The sequence below is a fragment of the Tamlana sedimenti genome, from assembly GCF_038148895.1.
Taxonomy (GTDB): Bacteria; Bacteroidota; Bacteroidia; order Flavobacteriales; family Flavobacteriaceae; genus Tamlana.
The window spans coordinates 1-16,799 of sequence record NZ_JBBVGQ010000005.1; the positions used below are offsets into that span (position 1 = coordinate 1).

At 36.0% G+C, this 16,799-nt stretch carries 18 protein-coding genes; 9 read left to right on the forward strand and 9 right to left on the reverse strand.

The genetic code is table 11. The annotated features are described in order from the left end of the window. The first annotated feature begins 427 nt into the window (after positions 1-427). From thrS to WJN01_RS12430, 5 genes are all read left to right on the forward strand, one after another. Positions 428-2,362 (forward strand): threonine--tRNA ligase, encoded by a 1,935-nt coding sequence (gene thrS, locus WJN01_RS12410; RefSeq protein ID WP_445197484.1) that lies wholly within the window; start codon positions 428-430, stop codon positions 2,360-2,362. Between the two features lie 45 nt (positions 2,363-2,407). Next, on the forward strand, positions 2,408-2,947 hold the full coding sequence (infC, locus tag WJN01_RS12415; protein ID WP_445197720.1) for a translation initiation factor IF-3: 540 nt from the start codon (positions 2,408-2,410) through the stop codon (positions 2,945-2,947). A gap of 73 nt (positions 2,948-3,020) precedes the next feature. After that, positions 3,021-3,218 (forward strand): 50S ribosomal protein L35, encoded by a 198-nt coding sequence (gene rpmI, locus WJN01_RS12420; RefSeq protein WP_370478086.1) that lies wholly within the window; start codon positions 3,021-3,023, stop codon positions 3,216-3,218. Positions 3,219-3,315: 97 nt separating this feature from the next. Next, positions 3,316-3,660, forward strand: a complete 345-nt coding sequence (gene rplT, locus WJN01_RS12425) for a 50S ribosomal protein L20 (protein WP_109308747.1) — start codon at positions 3,316-3,318, stop codon at positions 3,658-3,660. 272 nt (positions 3,661-3,932) lie between these two features. Beyond that, positions 3,933-5,069 carry a hypothetical protein gene (locus tag WJN01_RS12430; protein WP_445197485.1) on the forward strand — a complete coding sequence of 379 codons (1,137 nt, stop codon included), beginning with the start codon at positions 3,933-3,935 and terminating at the stop codon, positions 5,067-5,069. Between the two features lie 52 nt (positions 5,070-5,121). Here WJN01_RS12430 and WJN01_RS12435 read toward each other — a convergent pair whose 3' ends face one another. Beyond that, positions 5,122-5,544: a secondary thiamine-phosphate synthase enzyme YjbQ gene (locus tag WJN01_RS12435; protein ID WP_445197486.1), complete on the reverse strand. Its 423-nt coding sequence runs from the start codon at positions 5,542-5,544 to the stop codon at positions 5,122-5,124. Between the two features lie 97 nt (positions 5,545-5,641). Here WJN01_RS12435 and WJN01_RS12440 point away from each other — a divergent pair, with 97 nt between their 5' ends. Next, entirely contained in the window at positions 5,642-6,085 is a 444-nt protein-coding gene (locus WJN01_RS12440) for a hypothetical protein (protein WP_445197487.1), read from the forward strand. On the opposite strand, the gene WJN01_RS12445 is transcribed toward WJN01_RS12440, so the two are convergent. The 6 genes from WJN01_RS12445 to tgt form a co-directional block, all read right to left on the reverse strand. Beyond that, complete coding sequence (locus WJN01_RS12445; RefSeq protein WP_445197721.1) at positions 6,082-7,266, reverse strand: asparagine synthetase B; 1,185 nt, start codon at positions 7,264-7,266, stop codon at positions 6,082-6,084. The two genes, WJN01_RS12440 and WJN01_RS12445, sit on opposite strands and share 4 nt — an antisense overlap. 194 nt (positions 7,267-7,460) lie before the next feature. After that, entirely contained in the window at positions 7,461-9,002 is a 1,542-nt protein-coding gene (dnaB, locus tag WJN01_RS12450; protein WP_445197488.1) for a replicative DNA helicase, read from the reverse strand. A gap of 168 nt (positions 9,003-9,170) precedes the next feature. Further along, positions 9,171-10,124 carry an acetyl-CoA carboxylase carboxyltransferase subunit alpha gene (locus tag WJN01_RS12455; protein ID WP_445197489.1) on the reverse strand — a complete coding sequence of 318 codons (954 nt, stop codon included), beginning with the start codon at positions 10,122-10,124 and terminating at the stop codon, positions 9,171-9,173. A gap of 138 nt (positions 10,125-10,262) precedes the next feature. Beyond that, positions 10,263-11,159 (reverse strand): DMT family transporter, encoded by an 897-nt coding sequence (locus tag WJN01_RS12460; RefSeq protein ID WP_445197490.1) that lies wholly within the window; start codon positions 11,157-11,159, stop codon positions 10,263-10,265. Beyond that, complete coding sequence (locus tag WJN01_RS12465; RefSeq protein ID WP_445197491.1) at positions 11,146-12,222, reverse strand: LptF/LptG family permease; 1,077 nt, start codon at positions 12,220-12,222, stop codon at positions 11,146-11,148. The genes WJN01_RS12460 and WJN01_RS12465 overlap by 14 nt, the downstream gene beginning before the upstream one ends. Further along, entirely contained in the window at positions 12,222-13,352 is a 1,131-nt protein-coding gene (gene tgt / locus WJN01_RS12470) for a tRNA guanosine(34) transglycosylase Tgt (protein WP_445197492.1), read from the reverse strand. The genes WJN01_RS12465 and tgt overlap by 1 nt, the downstream gene beginning before the upstream one ends. 123 nt (positions 13,353-13,475) lie before the next feature. Between tgt and WJN01_RS12475 the strand changes: the two genes are divergently transcribed. Further along, the gene (locus WJN01_RS12475) at positions 13,476-14,111 is read left to right on the forward strand and encodes an outer membrane beta-barrel protein (protein WP_445197493.1); all 636 of its coding nucleotides are present in this window, start codon (positions 13,476-13,478) and stop codon (positions 14,109-14,111) included. A gap of 64 nt (positions 14,112-14,175) precedes the next feature. Here the strand turns inward: WJN01_RS12475 and WJN01_RS12480 are convergent, their stop codons facing one another. After that, a complete protein-coding gene (locus WJN01_RS12480; RefSeq protein WP_445197494.1) occupies positions 14,176-15,126 on the reverse strand; it encodes an FKBP-type peptidyl-prolyl cis-trans isomerase in 951 nt (316 codons plus the stop codon). A gap of 169 nt (positions 15,127-15,295) precedes the next feature. Between WJN01_RS12480 and WJN01_RS12485 the strand changes: the two genes are divergently transcribed. Together WJN01_RS12485 and WJN01_RS12490 are read left to right on the forward strand one after the other, a co-directional pair. Continuing rightward, the gene (locus tag WJN01_RS12485) at positions 15,296-15,667 is read left to right on the forward strand and encodes an RNA-binding S4 domain-containing protein (RefSeq protein ID WP_445197495.1); all 372 of its coding nucleotides are present in this window, start codon (positions 15,296-15,298) and stop codon (positions 15,665-15,667) included. Between the two features lie 29 nt (positions 15,668-15,696). Further along, a complete protein-coding gene (locus WJN01_RS12490; protein ID WP_445197496.1) occupies positions 15,697-16,200 on the forward strand; it encodes a phosphoribosyltransferase domain-containing protein in 504 nt (167 codons plus the stop codon). On the opposite strand, the gene WJN01_RS12495 is transcribed toward WJN01_RS12490, so the two are convergent. Beyond that, positions 16,192-16,713: a shikimate kinase gene (locus WJN01_RS12495; protein ID WP_445197497.1), complete on the reverse strand. Its 522-nt coding sequence runs from the start codon at positions 16,711-16,713 to the stop codon at positions 16,192-16,194. The two genes, WJN01_RS12490 and WJN01_RS12495, sit on opposite strands and share 9 nt — an antisense overlap. Between the last annotated feature and the right edge of the window lie 86 nt (positions 16,714-16,799).

Sequence of the window (16,799 nt, forward strand, 5' to 3'; positions counted from 1 at the left end):
TTTTTTGCGGGTGCAAACATACCACCCTTTTTTAGTTCCGCAATACTTTTTTTGAACTTTTTTTGAACGTTTTTTTTGGGACTATGTAACAAATTGGTTACCAATGTTTTTTGTTTTAAAAAGACACCAACATCAACCAAATCACCCTTCCGCTTTTCATTGCAGAGGGAACGTGTAAGATACAAAAAACTGACAAATATCCAATCCTTAATGCTTAAAAAATTTAACTTGGCCAACATTGCGTTAGGGATTGAAGTGGATAGCCCACAGCGAGGTACGAGCGAGGACTTGCAACGGAAAGCCCGCCCCGTGTGGGAATGCCAAAAAGAAAATTATACTTATTGTATACAAAGAAAATTATACCTATATATATATTGTATGTGTTTGCATATACTATTATCTTTGCAGCCGAATTTCAATTTATAAAATGATACATATAACTTTACCAGATGGGAGTGTTAAAACGTTTGACAACGGCGTTACACCAATGGATGTTGCTAAAAGCATTAGTGAGGGGTTTGCCAGAAATGTGATTTCGGCAAATTATAATGGTACAACTGTGGAAACCGTAACCCCATTGACCACCGATGGTAAATTGATATTATATACATGGCAGGACGATGCAGGCAAAACGGCCTTTTGGCACAGTTCTGCACATGTTTTGGCACAAGCTTTAGAGGAATTGTACCCTGGAGTGAAACTTACTATTGGCCCAGCTATTGAAAATGGTTTTTATTATGATGTAGATTTTGGGGAACATTCTGTTTCTGAAAAGGATTTTAAGACGATTGAAAACAAAATGCTGGAAATTGCCAGAGGAAAGCATGACTTTAAAATGCGCTCAGCAAGTAAAGCTGAAGCTTTGGCGCTTTATGAAAACAATCCTTTTAAAACTGAATTGATTGAAAATTTGGAGGATGGCACCATTACATTTTGCGACCACGCAACTTTTACAGACTTATGCCGTGGGGGACACATTCCCAATACAGGCATAATAAAGGCGGTTAAAATACTTAGTGTAGCTGGCGCCTATTGGCGTGGAGACGAAAACAAACCTCAACTTACTCGCGTTTATGGCATATCGTTCCCAAAGCAAAAAGAGCTTACTGAATATTTAGAATTACTGGAGGAAGCAAAAAAACGCGACCACAGAAAACTAGGTAAAGAGCTTGAACTTTTTACGTTTTCGCAAAAAGTGGGACAAGGTTTACCCCTTTGGTTGCCTAAAGGTGCAGCACTGCGCGAGCGTTTGGAGAACTTTTTAAAAGCAGCCCAAAAAAAAGCAGGATATGAAATGGTGGTTACACCTCATATTGGGCAAAAAGAACTTTATGTTACTTCTGGCCATTATGCCAAATATGGTGAGGATAGTTTTCAACCTATTTGCACACCAAAAGAGGATGAAGAATTTTTGCTGAAACCAATGAACTGCCCACACCATTGCGAAATATACAAAACCAGCCAATGGAGCTATAAAGATTTACCAAAGCGTTTTGCTGAATTCGGTACTGTATATAGATATGAGCAAAGTGGAGAATTACATGGCTTAACACGTGTTAGAGGGTTCACTCAAGATGATGCCCATTTATTTTGTACACCAGAGCAGTTGGACAAAGAGTTTAAAGATGTTATTGATTTGGTTCTATACGTTTTTGGATCGCTTGGTTTTGAAAACTTTACCGCACAGGTCTCTGTAAGGGACCCTGAGAATCCCGACAAATATATTGGTGACCTAAGTAATTGGGAAAAAGCAGAACAAGCTATTATTAATGCGGCTAACGACAAAGGTCTTGATTATGTTATTGAAACTGGTGAAGCGGCATTTTATGGCCCTAAATTGGATTTTATGGTTAAAGATGCTTTGGGCAGACGTTGGCAATTGGGAACAATTCAAGTAGATTACAATTTACCCGAACGTTTCGACCTCACCTATAAAGGCAGTGACAATGAATCGCACAGACCCGTAATGATACACCGCGCGCCGTTTGGAAGCATGGAGCGTTTTGTAGCTTTGTTGCTTGAACACACTGGAGGCAACTTCCCTTTATGGTTAATGCCAACCCAAGCTATTATCCTGTCAATTAGCGAGAAATATGAAAAATACTCACAAAAAGTTTTAAATTTGCTAGAAAATGACGAAATTCGCGCCCTTGTTGACCACAGGAATGAGACTATAGGGAAGAAAATTCGGGAAGCCGAAATGCAAAAATACCCTTATATGATTATTATTGGTGAGCAGGAAGAGCAGGAAAGCAAAATCACTGTGCGTCAGCATGGTGGAGGAGATTTAGGCATGATTTCAATAGAAGAATTCAGCCAAATAATTAACGATGACATTAAAAAAACGTTGAAATCGTTTTAAAAAAAATATAAATTAAGTTTAATTTAAAACAATAACGCCATAGCAATTAGAAGAAGACAAGACCCTAGAAGGGTTTCACAAGAGGATAAGCATAAGATTAACTCTAAAATTACAGCACAAAAACTGCGCCTTGTTGGAGACAATGTTGAAGTTGGTATTTATACCAAAGGAGACGCTATGAGAATAGCCAACGAGTTGGAATTAGATTTAGTAGAGATTTCTCCAAATGCAGACCCTCCTGTTTGTAAAGTTATGGATTATAAAAAGTTTCTTTATGAGCAAAAGAAACGCGATAAAGCTTTAAAGGCAAAAGCCAGTAAAGTAACTATCAAAGAAATTCGTTTTGGACCTCAAACAGATGATCATGATTACGAATTTAAAAAGAAACATGCGGAAAAGTTCTTAAAAGAAGGTGCAAAATTAAAAGCTTTTGTATTCTTTAAAGGGCGTTCCATCATTTTCAAAGAGCAAGGGCAAATCTTGTTATTGAGATTGGCACAAGATCTTGAAGAATTTGGAAAAGTTGAGCAGATGCCTCAATTAGAAGGCAAACGCATGACCATGTTTATTGCTCCGAAAAAATAAAATTATAAGATGCTGAAATAAGTTCAGCACTATAACAATAATTAAGCGATAATTAATAAACTAGGAGAAGAAAATGCCTAAAATGAAAACAAAATCTAGTGCCAAAAAACGTTTTAAGTTAACGGGCACTGGTAAGATTAAAAGAAAGCACGCTTTTAAAAGCCACATCTTGACAAAGAAGTCTAAAAAGCGTAAACTTTCTTTGACTCATGACACCTTAGTGGATAAGTCAGATGAGGACAATGTTAAAACCATGTTACGTTTAAAGTAACAACGTTTTAACCGGTTAAATCAATTTATAAACCCTGGAGTTAGGCTCAATTAAAGTGTCAATTATTGGCCGCCTACTACAAAAAACAATTAAAATTATGCCAAGATCAGTAAATTCTGTAGCAAAAAGAGCCAGAAGAAAAAAGGTTCTTAAACAAGCAAAAGGTTACTTTGGACGTCGTAAAAACGTTTGGACAGTAGCTAAAAATGCGGTTGACAAAGCGATGCAATACTCGTACAGAGACCGCAGAAACAAAAAGAGAACATTCCGTGCTTTATGGATTACGCGTATTAACGCAGGAGCCAGAGAACATGGATTATCTTATTCTCAATTCATGGGAAAACTAAAAGCTAATGACATTGAACTAAACCGTAAGGTTTTAGCAGATTTAGCGATGAACAACCCTGAGGCCTTTAAAGCCGTAATAGAGAAAGTAAAATAAGGCGTATCGCCTATTGTAAAACATATTATTCGCTTAATAAAGAATCCGATTCGAAAGAGTCGGATTTTTTATTTCAATAAATCCCATTTCATTTTCCAATCATCGTTAAAAATAGCATTACATTGACAACCCTATTGTTTAAGTATGAAATGAACGAATATTTTTGCTTCACACCTAACTTTCTAATAGTCAATATTTAAAATAGATAAATTTACCATAGCTATTATCCCTCTAAAATAGATATTAATTTAAAATTTTAAATTCAAATGATTATGGAAAACAAAATTACAAATTATTGCATTCGAATATTTTTCGTTGCAATGCTTTTTGGAAGTGTTGCTTGTGAAACAGAACCATTACTTGATGCTGACCAAAACGGTTTGAACCTTAGTACCTCAGCAATAGACGGCAAAAAAGACAGAAGTTCTGTTGCTTTTGACTTGACACAAGAATGTAATGTATTTGACAAAACAGATTTATATGCTGGACAGCATATACTCGTTGGAGATGTTACCGTGGTGGTCAATGGAGAGAACTACGAAATTACATACAATATAACAAATAATGGGTATTGCATTACCGAAACCCATTTATCCGTTGTAGAATCACCAGATAAATTCCCTATGAGTGGTGGAGGAAATCCAAAAAATGGCCATTTTGAGTATGGTGATGACAACCTTGATTGTGTTTCAAGTATAACTTATGTTGTACCGAGAGATAAAGGCACCTATATTGCTGCCCATGCTGTAGTTAATTGTAAGTCTACTCAAGATTCAGAAAGTTTGGCCAATGTTAAATTACCTGAAGAATTAGTAACAGTATGTATTGCTCCAAAAGGAACAAATACAGGTGATGACAGTTATTTTGATGTTACAATTAATGAGTCATCACTTGCCGGAGAATACGGTGGTTGGTGCGTTGATTACGATATGTCTATTTCAGCTTTATGCTTAGATTTTGAAGCATACTCATCATACGATGAAAACTTGCCAGGTGGCGTAATTGATATACCTGAAAATCTGGGAGCAGTTAACTGGCTATTAAACCAAGGCTTTATTGGAACAGAAAGTGTAGGAGGTTTCGGAAATTATACTTTAGGTGATATCCAATTAACGATTTGGAAATTACTAGAAGATAATTCATCTCCATCTCCTACTACTGAACCTTACAACGCAGACAGGGTTCAAGAATTAACAGATATGGCCTTACAACAAACCGATTTTGTTCCTGGATGTGATGAATTGATGGTTGTTGTACTAATTCCTTCGCCATTAGAGTCTCAGTCTATGATTATCACTATACCAGTTCCTTGTGATGAAGGTGATTGTGAAGAAACTGCTTGGGCAGATGGTTGTGATTTCCCTGGAAATAACTGGGCAACATATTTCCATTTTCTATATGGATCCTAAACAAAAAGACTAATTTTAAGACAGAAAACCGGTTCACAAGAGCCGGTTTTTTTTATACCCCAAAACAGGTAATAACCAATTTTCTTGAACCACCGTAATTTCTGTGCTCACATAAATATATGCCTTGCCAAATTCCTAAATTAAGTTTACCATTAGTTATGGGGATTTGTAACGAAGCGCCGAGCAATGAACTTTTAATATGGGCTGGCATATCGTCCGAACCCTCATAGGTATGTTTGTAATAAGGTGCATTTTCTGGAACCATTTTATTAAAATGATTTTCAAAATCGGTTCTAACTGTATAATCTGTATTTTCATTTATGGTCAAGCTGGCCGAAGTATGCTTGATAAAAATCTGCATTTGTCCGATTTTAATTTTGTTTAATTCTGGCATGGCCTCCTCAATTTCATCTGATATAAGATGAAACCCTCTTGAAAACGACTTTAACTTAATTTCCTTTTGAAAAAATAACATGTTAATTTTTAGTCAAAAATAATCAAAGTTATTTTGTAATTCTATTACGCAACCATTTTCAACTTGCATCATCTGTTATATAAATGCAATAACTACAATGAAACATCATTTTATAAAAATAATGGTCTGCTTTGTTATGCTTTCTAATTGTTCTTTAGATAATGGAAACAACAATGAAAGTGGAACGATAACTATAGTTTTTTGGCACTTAACTAATACAAGCGGTGGCCTCGCAGGTATTGACGACCAATTTGATTTGGACACAGTTATTTGGTCATTTAATGAAGTGAACGGTACTTTAAGCATTCAAAATAACAACACAAACGACACTAAACAAGATGGTTTCCCGTCTGGCACCTATTCATTTTCCGTTTCTGTAAACAGCGGCATCTATTTTATATATATTGACGGGGCTGAATTTGGTTCGTATTCAATTAGTGATACAGAACTAATAATTGACCAAAATATTACCACTAGTGGCTCTGGAGCCGATGGGTTTGTATATTCTTTTGAAAAAGTAACAAAAGAAGTGGAAATTTAGGTCTTTTGCTTTTTCTTTCTTGCAGCGGGAAACAGAACATTGTTCAAAATTAAACGATATCCTGGTGAAGTGGGGTGCAAATCAAGCTCTGTTTTCGCATCACCTACTCTATGTTGGTAATCTTCTGGATCATGCCCTCCATAGAAGGTGAAAAAACCCTTTCCTTTTATGCCATGAATGTATTTTGCTTCACCATTTGATTTTGTTTCACCCATTATCAACACATTAGATTTTATTTCATCTCTGGTGAAAGATGTTGTCTGCCCCATAAACCCTTTGACCAAAGCCGTATGGTTTTGACATAACATGGTTGGAATTGGATCCCATTTTGCCGAAAATTCCATGAGTGAAAAATAATCTGCCGTTCTTGGAATCATACGTTTTCTTGTCATATCAATTGAAGAAAACTCATAAACCATAGGGCTACGTTCCAAAATAAAATTCGTAAAGGCAAAGGTTTTGCTATAATCAATCTTATTTTGGTACGCCGGATCGCTACCGTCACCATCAAACATAGGTTCGCAAATATCCACATTTACTGCAGATAGAGCAATATCAAAACTGTCGGTTGCACTGCACATGGCAAACATAAAACCGCCACCAATTACATAATCACGTATTTTAATTGCAACTGCCAATTTTTCCTCAGAAACCTTACTGTAACCAAGTTTTTGAGCCAACGCTTCAGCTTCATTTTTTTCTTCAATGTACCAAGAAGCTGCCCGGTATTGAGCATAAAATTTACCAAACTGCCCGGTAAAATCCTCATGATGTAAATGAAGCCAATCAAAAACCAAAAGCCCATCATTCAACACTTCTTCATCGTAAATAGTTTCATAGGGTATCTCAGCATATTGCAAAACCATGGTTACCGCATCATCCCACGGTAATTTTCCACTGGGAGTATATACTGCTATCTTTGGCGCTTTTTCCAGCACAACGGCCTCCATATTTTGACTTGGACTGCTAATTTCCTGAAGGATACCCTCGGCCTTATCATTTGAAATTACTTCAAAAGACACTCCCCTAATTTGGCACTCCCGTTGAATAGCTTCAGTATCTGGTAGTAAAAATGAACCACCTCTGTAATTTAGAAGCCATTTTACCTTAAGCTGTTTACTAAGTGTCCAATAGGTTATTCCGTAAGCTTTGAGGTGATTTTTTTGAGTCTCGGCATCCATTGGCAAAAGAATGTAGGACGCAAAGGATTTAAATCCTAATAAAGTAAATAGAAATATGATGAGTATCCTTTTCAATTGAGGCAAATTTATGAAGCCCCTAGTCCTCCCTTGTTTAAAAATGACTAAGCAACTAAATTCAGCGAAAGATACTCAAAAAATAATTTAACTTAATGTGGTTTAACAGGAGTTTAATTTTAGAATGGTACGTCATTATCGTCTTCATCATTGAACGAGCTTCCAAATGCTTGGTCTGGACTGGCCTTAAAATCATCTGACTTAAACGTATCATCGTTTGCCGCTACATTCATTTTAGAATGGAATTCAAAAGGCGAATCAAAATCATCCAAATTATCAAACTTACCTAAATGCCCAATAAATTTCAAACGGATATTATCCAACCCTCCGTTACGGTGCTTAGCAACGATAAACTCAGCTTGACCCTCGGTTGGTGAGCGTTCTTCGTCATCCCACTCATCAATTTTATAGTATTCTGGTCTGTAAATAAAGCTCACAATATCGGCATCTTGTTCAATAGCACCAGATTCACGCAAATCAGATAACAATGGACGTTTACTACCACCGCGAGTTTCTACCGCACGCGACAACTGCGAAAGCGCAATAACAGGAACGTTTAGTTCCTTTGCCAATGCTTTTAAGTTTCTTGAAATCATAGAAATTTCTTGCTCACGATTTCCTCCATGGCTACTGCCACCGGTCATCAATTGCAAGTAATCAATCATAATCAACTTAATACCATGTTGTGACGACAAACGACGCGCTTTTGCTCTTAAATCGAAAATGGAAAGTGACGGCGTATCATCTATAAACAAAGGTGCCCGTTCAAGACCTTTAACTTTTACATTAAGCTGTTCCCATTCATGCTTTTCAAGTTTTCCTGTCCTTAATTTTTCAGAAGACAACCCTGTTTCACTTGAAATCAAACGGGTAATTAATTGTACCGAAGCCATCTCCAAAGAAAAGAAAGCTACCGGTATATTTTGATCTACGGCTATATTTCGTGCCATTGAAAGCGTCAAAGCCGTTTTACCCATACCGGGACGTGCCGCAACAATAATTAAATCGGATGGTTGCCAACCTGAAGTTAATTTATCCAGTTTGTTAAATCCTGTTGGAATACCACTAAGTCCTTCTTTATTTGAGATTTCCTCAATTTTCTTTTTGGCCTGAATTACTAAATCCTGTGCAGTTTCGCTAGACTTTTTTATGTTTCCTTGGGTAACTTCATAGAGCTTAGCCTCTGCTTTGTCTAACAAATCGAAAACATCCTTGGTTTCGTCGTAAGAGTCTTCAATTATTTCATTTGAAATTTTAATCAAACTTCGTTGAATAAATTTTTGAAGAATAATGCGGGCATGAAATTCTATATGCGCTGAAGAAGATACTTTTTGTGTAAGCGAAATAAGGTAAAAATCGCCTCCAACAAGTTCTAATTTGGCATTCTTTTTCAACTGCGCCGAAACGGTTAACAAGTCTACGGGCTCACTATTTTCAAATAATTGGAAAATTGCCTCAAATATATGCTGATGTGCTTCTTTATAGAAAGCATCTGGGCTTAAAATGTCAATTACTTCATCAACACCTTTCTTATCAATCATCATGGCTCCCAACACAACCTCTTCTAAATCAAGAGCTTGTGGCGGCATCTTTCCTTTTTCTAGACTAATTAGGGTACTTTTATCGACTTTATATCCTTGGAGCTGGTTGGGTTGTTTCATAACTACGAAAGTAAATAAAAAGAAACGTTTTTGGAGGTTTCTCGTGGTTTTGATTGTTCACAAACAGTTAACAAATTAACTGTTAATAACTTAAAAATATTGTGAATAGGCATAAAAAATCCGAAGCCTAAAACTTCGGATTTATCAATTGTTATGATTTTCAAAAAATTAGTCTTTAAAAACGCCCATATTCGCATATTTTTCCATGCGTTGGCCTACCAAATCTTTTGGTGATAAGTTTTTAAGTTCCTCATAATTTCTCACAATAGCATCGCTCACTAACTTAAAAGTCTTTTCCCTATCCCTGTGTGCCCCACCAAGCGGCTCTTTTATAATTCCGTCAACCAATTTAAGCTTTTTCATATCAGCTGCGGTTAATTTTAAAGCTTCTGCTGCCTGTTCCTTATATTCCCAACTGCGCCATAAAATTGATGAGCAAGACTCTGGCGAAATTACAGAATACCATGTATTTTCCAACATTAAAACACGATCGCCCACACCAATTCCCAATGCACCTCCAGAAGCGCCTTCGCCTATAACCACGGTAATAATTGGCACTTTCAACCTTGTCATTTCCAAAATATTTCTGGCAATAGCTTCGCCCTGACCTCTTTCTTCTGCCTCTAACCCTGGATATGCACCGGGAGTATCAAGTAGGGTTACGATAGGGATACCAAATTTTTCGGCGGACTTCATTAATCGAAGTGCCTTTCTATACCCTTCTGGATTTGCCATACCAAAATTTCTGTATTGTCTGGTCTTTGTATTGTAACCTTTTTGTTGCCCAATAAACATAAAACTTTGGTCGCCAATTTTACCTAAACCGCCTATCATGGCTTTGTCGTCCTTAAAACTTCTGTCGCCATGCAATTCCAAAAAAGTGTCTCCACAAATGGCCCGAACGTGGTCCATGGTATAAGGCCTATCTGGGTGCCGTGACAATTGTACACGTTGCCATGCAGATAAATTCTTGTAAATATCCTTTTGCGCCGCTGCTAATTTTTTTTCAATCTGTTTACAGGTTTCGGTAACATCTACTTCACTTTCCTCACCAATCACTTTACACTTTTGAAGTTGCTCTTCTAGTTCTTTTATGGGGAGTTCAAATTCTAAATATTCCATAAGAATTTTGTTTTGGCTTTTAAAATTAGTTAGTTCACAAAATTACATATTTTATTTTGTTTTGAAATTAGAAACAATCCTAAATAGAGAATTTATTGCGATACAGTTTCTGAAATAGAAAATACAAATGCTTGTCCTTTAGAAACGATTGGCTTTGAGCCTTGTTCTGTTTTTCAAGTACGCGTTTAACAATACTACACTTAAAATTATAGCTGCCCCATAGTAGAATGTTGTGCTCATTTTTTCTTTTTCCGGGAACAATAAAACAGCCAAAATTATACCGTAAAGTGGCTCTAAATTATAGGTTAGCACAACCGTATACGGACTAATGACTTTCATAATGTAAACCGCAGCAATAAATGCATAGGCCGTACAAACTGAAGCTAAAATGAATAAATATATGAAATCTGACGTAGAAAGTTTAAAATAGTCATGTGAAAATCCTTCGCCATAACATAATATGTAAAGTGAAATGAACCCCACTCCACTTAAAAATTCATAGAATGAAATAACCGTTGCCGAATGTCTTTTTAAAAAACTTCCGTTTAAAACGGCAAACAAGGATGAAAAAAAAGCTGATGAAACTCCTAAAATTATTCCGGTTAAATACTGAACTTCACTTTGGGTAATTATAAAAACACCCAAAATTACAAGAATGCCAAACAGAATTTCGTACCAAACAATCCGCCTTTTAAAAACAACTGGCTCAATGATTGACGCAAAAAAAGCACCTGTTGAAAACATGGCAAGTGTCATAGAAACGTTAGATTCGTCTATAGCCCCAAAAAAAGTAATCCAATGCAACGCTATAATGACGCCGGCAATTGCAAACCTTAAAATAGATTTTGGGCTAATCTTCAATTTAACTTTCGTGACTCTTATGAAAACAAACATCAATATAGAAGCAATGACCATTCTGTACCAGACCAAAGACACGGCCTTGATGGTTATCAACTCACCTAAAATAGCAGTAAAACCAGCTATAAAAACTAAAAAATGAAGGTGTAAATAATTTTTAAACTTAACGCTTGGCATTATAAAGGAGGTAAGCCGCTAAAATACCAAAAATGAAGTTAGGAAACCACACCGCAACTATAGGGGAAAAATCAGATTGCTCTGCCATAACACCAAAAATCTTGTCGAAAAAAACGAAAACCATGGCGATACAAATTCCAACGGCCAGATTTACGCCCATACCCCCTCTTCTTTTTATTGAAGAAACGGCTACTGCAATAATTGTTAGAATGAAAACCGAAACAGGCAAACTCCATTTTCTAAACAAAACCAACTTAAACCGACCAACATTTGAAGAACCTCGAGCTTCTTCCTTGGCGATAAATTGTTTCAAATCTCCATACATTTTGGTTTCTGCTGCATAAATAACCGGGATTAAATCATCTACATCAAATTCAAATAAGGTGTCTTTTTGCCGTATAATTTCCAGTTCATCTTCGTTAGCGCCCACATCTCTTTTTACATAGTTTGTTAGCCTGTACAAAGTATCTTCCTCAATATATTTTATGCTGCTTGCTGATATTTTATACTCGAGTTTGTTTCCGTCAAAATGCTCTAAGGTGAAGTTGCTACCAGTGTTATTTTTTACATCGAACCTGCTGACATAAATAATTTCATTGTCGTTAATTTGCCTGAACACATCGGTATTTTCAGTGGCACTCCTTCCACTCTTAAAGTACTTATATGTGAAATCATTAAAACCCTCACTAGCCTTAGGCGCCAGATATAGACCTAAAACTATGGCTAATATACCCACTATTGAAGCCCCTATCATATAAGGTCTTAAAAACCGCGTAAAGGATACACCAGAGCTCAAAAAGGCTATAACCTCAGTATTATTGGCCAATTTTGAAGTGAACCAAATAACGGATAAAAACAAAAACAATGGAAACAATAAATGAGCAAAATATATTGTAAAATCCAAAAAATAAAGCAGTACTTCATTTATCGGTACTTCATTTTCAAGGATTTTACCAATTTTTTCCGCAAGATGCACTGTAATACCGATAGGAATAAATAGCAGCAACATCATAAAAAATGTAAACAAATAGCGCTTTAGTATGTACCAATCTAAAATTTTCACTATAACCTATTACTCATTTGTTTTACCATTTTTTCTTTCCACGGTTTGAAATCTCCTGCTAATATATGTTTTCTCGCCTCGCGAACCAACCACAAATAAAATCCTAAATTGTGTATGGTGGCTATTTGTGCACCCAAACGTTCATTTACCGTAAATAAATGACGTAAATACGCTTTGGAATAATCAGTATCAACAAAAGTAATGCCCATTTCATCAACTGGTGAAAAATCTTCTGCCCACTTTAAATTTTTAATATTTATGGTACCATTTGCCGTGAACAACATGCCGTTTCTGGCATTTCGGGTTGGCATAACGCAATCAAACATATCTACCCCTAACGCAATATTTTCTAAAATATTTATTGGTGTACCCACTCCCATTAAATATCTGGGCTTATCCTCGGGTAAAATAGAACATACCACATCGGTCATAGCGTACATTTCTTCTGCAGGTTCCCCAACAGACAAACCACCAATAGCATTTCCAGCGGCTCCTGCATTTGCAATATATTCAGCCGATTGAATGCGTAAATCTTTGTAGGTACTGCCCTGAACAATTGGGAAAAAAGCCTGATTGTAATCGTATTTCAACGGTGTTTTTTCTAAGTGATTGATGCACCTATCCAACCAACGGTGCGTCATGTGCATGGAACGCTTGGCATAATTATAATCGCAAGGGTAAGGTGTACATTCATCAAAAGCCATAATGATATCTGCCCCTATGGAACGCTGAATTTCCATGACATTTTCTGGAGTGAATACATGGTAGCTTCCATCTATATGCGATTTAAACTTAACCCCTTCTTCCTTAATTTTTCTGTTTGCCGAAAGTGAGTAAACTTGATATCCGCCAGAATCGGTTAAAATATTTCTATCCCAATTCATGAATTTATGAAGTCCCCCAGCCTTTTCGATAATATCGGTTTGTGGACGCAAATAAAGGTGATACGTATTCCCTAAAATGATATCAGGATTTATATCGTTTTTTAGTTCGCGCTGATGAACTCCCTTAACCGATGCCACAGTACCAACCGGCATAAATATGGGTGTTTCAATAGCACCATGGTCGGTCATTATGGTACCTGCTCTTGCTTCACTTTGGGCGTCTTTTGCGTGTAATTCAAATTTCATATTTCTCACAACTTGGAGGGCAAAGATAAATAACTGAAAAATGATAGCTACTTTAATGAAAAGAAAATAATAAACGTTTGGCAACGTTTTTGATATTATAATCCAAATCTTAAAACGAACATTATGAGAAATTCAAAAAACTTAAATGGCAATGGAAAATCTAAAGTTGTCAAGGTTAAAAATCTATTCTTTTTTTTAGTACTGGTTACATTAATTCCATCAACAATTTCTGCACAAACAGCACAAGGCATTGGCTTTAAAGGCGGCTTAAACTACAATGCTAACGGAGATTATTTTGAATCTATTAGTGCAAATTCAAAAACCCCAGACCGTAACGTTGGGTATCATTTGGGACTTTTCGGAAAAATTGGCAAAGACTTTTATTTAAGACCTGAATTGCTTTATACAAGCACTAAAAGTAATTATGACAACGACACTTTTAAAATGCAAAAATTAGATGCTCCTGTACTTGTTGGAGCTAAGATTTTGGGACCATTAAGTGTTTTTGGAGGGCCTGCTTTTCAATACATATTAGATACAGAGTTTGATGGCATTGCGATTAATGATGTGAAAAACGATTTTACGGTAGGCTTAAATTTCGGTATCGGATTGAACTTCAACAAACTAGGTATCGACTTGAGGTACGAGCGCGGCTTTAATGACAATGAAGCTACTTTCATCAATAGTAATTTAACGGTAAACGACAGATTGGACACTCGACCAGACCAATTAATTTTGAGTTTGTCCATCATCCTTTAAAGAGACATAAAAAGAAAAACCCCGCAGATGCGAGGTTTTTTTGTTTTATAAAAATAGGGTTTGGTTACTTCGAGGCTGTTTCCTCAGGATCTAAATAGTTGGCAATGCCATTTTTGCCAATATCGTTGGTAGGGTCGCCGTCGCCATTAATGTCCTCATCAATAGTTGGTACACCGTCTCCGTCATCATCATCATCTAAATAATTTGGTAAACTATCACCATCCGTATCGTCGTCAGCGGTAGTGAAATCAGCAGAAAGTAATTCTCCATTTTTATTTAAATCTTCTAAATATGAGGGAATACCATCCCCATCATGGTCATTTTGAAAAGTTTGATAAAGCTCAAACTTAAAACAAATAGGCGAATAAGCGGGGATGCCTGTTCTAGATTGATAAAAATAGGCCAGCCCGGAGGGCAAAAACAATACGCCGACGCCTGGATTTACATAATCAACCGTGCCGTCATTTTTAATGATATAGCTTTCGGAAGTATTAAAGAAAGGCATTGCTTTACCCCATCCACTTATCAAACTTTTATTTGGAATGCCAGGAGCCAAATCGGAAACCACTGGCAATAAAGCTGAATCAAAAACAGCATCGTCCAAGGTAAACCCTTCATAAATGAAGCGTATATCATCAGCAAAAGTCGGGGCCGTACCCCCTCCTTGATTTAAGGTTAAAATAAAATATTCATAATCTGTATCTTCATAAACCGTTGTTTTTGGTTGGCCAACGGCATTAATCAATAAAGAATCTGCATCACTGGAAATAACTTCATCGGTAATTTTCGTGATTATTAAATCGGCAATCTTTGGGTTTGAATTTCCAACAAATGCACTTTTATTGTAATAATGGGCCTTTAAATATTTATCCAAAGAATCCATATCGGCAGCTTGCTGTTCGTCCCGATCCCTTACCTCAATTTCAACAACATCAAAACCATCATCCTCTTTTTTACAGCTTACAAAGCCCAGAATCAACCCGATAAAAAGGAGACAAAATTTATTTATTTTCATTTTTAAGCAATTAATTTTCCTCATGTAGATTTTGTTCAAATGCGTTTCAAAATTCTAGAAACACCATTTCATTTTAGGAATCTTTATTATTCCTTATTTTTGAGGTCGCAAGATACAATTTAATTACAATCTTGCGCAAAAACATTAACGTAGTTTTATTAATAATTGTATGCGAATAGACAAGTATTTATGGTGTACCAGATATTACAAAACCAGAAGTATTGCCACCACGGCTTGTATAAAAGGACAGGTTAAAGTAAACAATGATGTTGCAAAACCCAGCAGGGAGGTTTACCCAACCGATGTTATTGAATTGCGAAAAGACCAGATAAATTATAAACTCACGGTAAATGATATTCCAGAAAGCAGAGTTGGGGCGAAGCTTGTTGATATTTATAGAACAGATAACACACCCAAAGAGCAATTTGAAGCTAGAGAACTTTTAAAATATTCTAAGGATTATTACCGAAAAAAAGGCACGGGCAGACCCACCAAAAAAGATAGACGAGATATTGATGATTATACTGAGGAAAATTGGTAATTTTATAACTTAATTTTTACACAAAACACATGACCGTAAGTAACAACGTTATTCTAACACATACAGAAATCAATAACAAAATTAGACGGATTGCTTTCCAGATATACGAGACCAACGTTAATGAAAAAGAAGTAATACTCGCTGGTATTGACAAAAACGGCTATGTATTTGCAAAAAAATTGAAAACAGTGCTTCAAAAAATATCAGATATAAACCCAATACTCTGCAAGGTGAGCATAGACAAAAAAAATCCGTGGCATGATGTAAAAACTTCAATTCCGGAAGAAGACTACAAAAATAAATCTGTGGTGTTGGTTGATGATGTATTGAGTTCGGGGACAACGTTGATTTACGGAGTGAAGCATTTTTTAAACGTGCCTTTAAAACAATTCAAAACAGCCGTTTTAGTGAATAGAAACCACAAAAAATATCCAGTAAAAGCCGATTTTAAAGGTATTTCTTTGTCGACTTCGCTACACGAACATGTTGATGTAATATTAGAAGGAAAAGATTATAAAGCCATTTTAGAATAGCTTCAAAATAATATCTTCAACAACTTCATCTTTCGATTTGTTATCAATGTTTATGTGTATTTGAGCTCTGTTATAAAACTGTATGCGCTCAAATAGATGCTTACCAATAAACTCGGTCATTTCTTCTTCAGTCTCAATATGGGAAATTAGAGGGCGAGTTGCTTTCTTTAACATCAACTTATCAACGAGCGTTTTCAAAGATGCTTTTAGGTATATGCTCTTAACATGCTCGGTATCCAATATTAAATCCATGTTGCCACTGTAACAAGGTGTACCGCCACCAACTGCCAATATGATGTTTTCATTGGATTTTAGCAACTCCTTTAAGTATAAAGCCTCTTGTTTTCTGAAATAAACCTCACCCTTTTTCTTAAAAATTTCACTTACCGTTCCATTTTCCTTTTCTTCAATAAAATGGTCCAAATCAACAAAACGATAATTCAATTTGTTGGCCAACATTTCCCCTATGGTAGACTTACCAGAAGCCATATACCCTATTAGTATAATGATCATTTAATTGTTATAAATTGATTATTAAAAACATACCCATTTACTGGGGCAAAAAAACGAAAATTTATTCAAAAAAAGCCTTGTTTAAT

What these genes read in the sequence shown, in the direction of transcription:
- thrS (WP_445197484.1), top strand. Translation starts at nt 428, where the DNA reads ATGATACATATAACTTTACCAGATGGGAGTGTTAAAACGTTTGACAAC.
- rpmI (WP_370478086.1), top strand. Translation starts at nt 3,021, where the DNA reads ATGCCTAAAATGAAAACAAAATCTAGTGCCAAAAAACGTTTTAAGTTA.
- rplT (WP_109308747.1), top strand. Translation starts at nt 3,316, where the DNA reads ATGCCAAGATCAGTAAATTCTGTAGCAAAAAGAGCCAGAAGAAAAAAG.
- WJN01_RS12430 (WP_445197485.1), top strand. Translation starts at nt 3,933, where the DNA reads ATGGAAAACAAAATTACAAATTATTGCATTCGAATATTTTTCGTTGCA.
- WJN01_RS12435 (WP_445197486.1), bottom strand. Translation starts at nt 5,544, where the DNA reads ATGTTATTTTTTCAAAAGGAAATTAAGTTAAAGTCGTTTTCAAGAGGG.
- WJN01_RS12440 (WP_445197487.1), top strand. Translation starts at nt 5,642, where the DNA reads ATGAAACATCATTTTATAAAAATAATGGTCTGCTTTGTTATGCTTTCT.
- WJN01_RS12445 (WP_445197721.1), bottom strand. Translation starts at nt 7,266, where the DNA reads ATGGATGCCGAGACTCAAAAAAATCACCTCAAAGCTTACGGAATAACC.
- dnaB (WP_445197488.1), bottom strand. Translation starts at nt 9,002, where the DNA reads ATGAAACAACCCAACCAGCTCCAAGGATATAAAGTCGATAAAAGTACC.
- WJN01_RS12455 (WP_445197489.1), bottom strand. Translation starts at nt 10,124, where the DNA reads ATGGAATATTTAGAATTTGAACTCCCCATAAAAGAACTAGAAGAGCAA.
- WJN01_RS12460 (WP_445197490.1), bottom strand. Translation starts at nt 11,159, where the DNA reads ATGCCAAGCGTTAAGTTTAAAAATTATTTACACCTTCATTTTTTAGTT.
- tgt (WP_445197492.1), bottom strand. Translation starts at nt 13,352, where the DNA reads ATGAAATTTGAATTACACGCAAAAGACGCCCAAAGTGAAGCAAGAGCA.
- WJN01_RS12475 (WP_445197493.1), top strand. Translation starts at nt 13,476, where the DNA reads ATGAGAAATTCAAAAAACTTAAATGGCAATGGAAAATCTAAAGTTGTC.
- WJN01_RS12480 (WP_445197494.1), bottom strand. Translation starts at nt 15,126, where the DNA reads ATGAAAATAAATAAATTTTGTCTCCTTTTTATCGGGTTGATTCTGGGC.
- WJN01_RS12485 (WP_445197495.1), top strand. Translation starts at nt 15,296, where the DNA reads ATGCGAATAGACAAGTATTTATGGTGTACCAGATATTACAAAACCAGA.
- WJN01_RS12490 (WP_445197496.1), top strand. Translation starts at nt 15,697, where the DNA reads ATGACCGTAAGTAACAACGTTATTCTAACACATACAGAAATCAATAAC.
- WJN01_RS12495 (WP_445197497.1), bottom strand. Translation starts at nt 16,713, where the DNA reads ATGATCATTATACTAATAGGGTATATGGCTTCTGGTAAGTCTACCATA.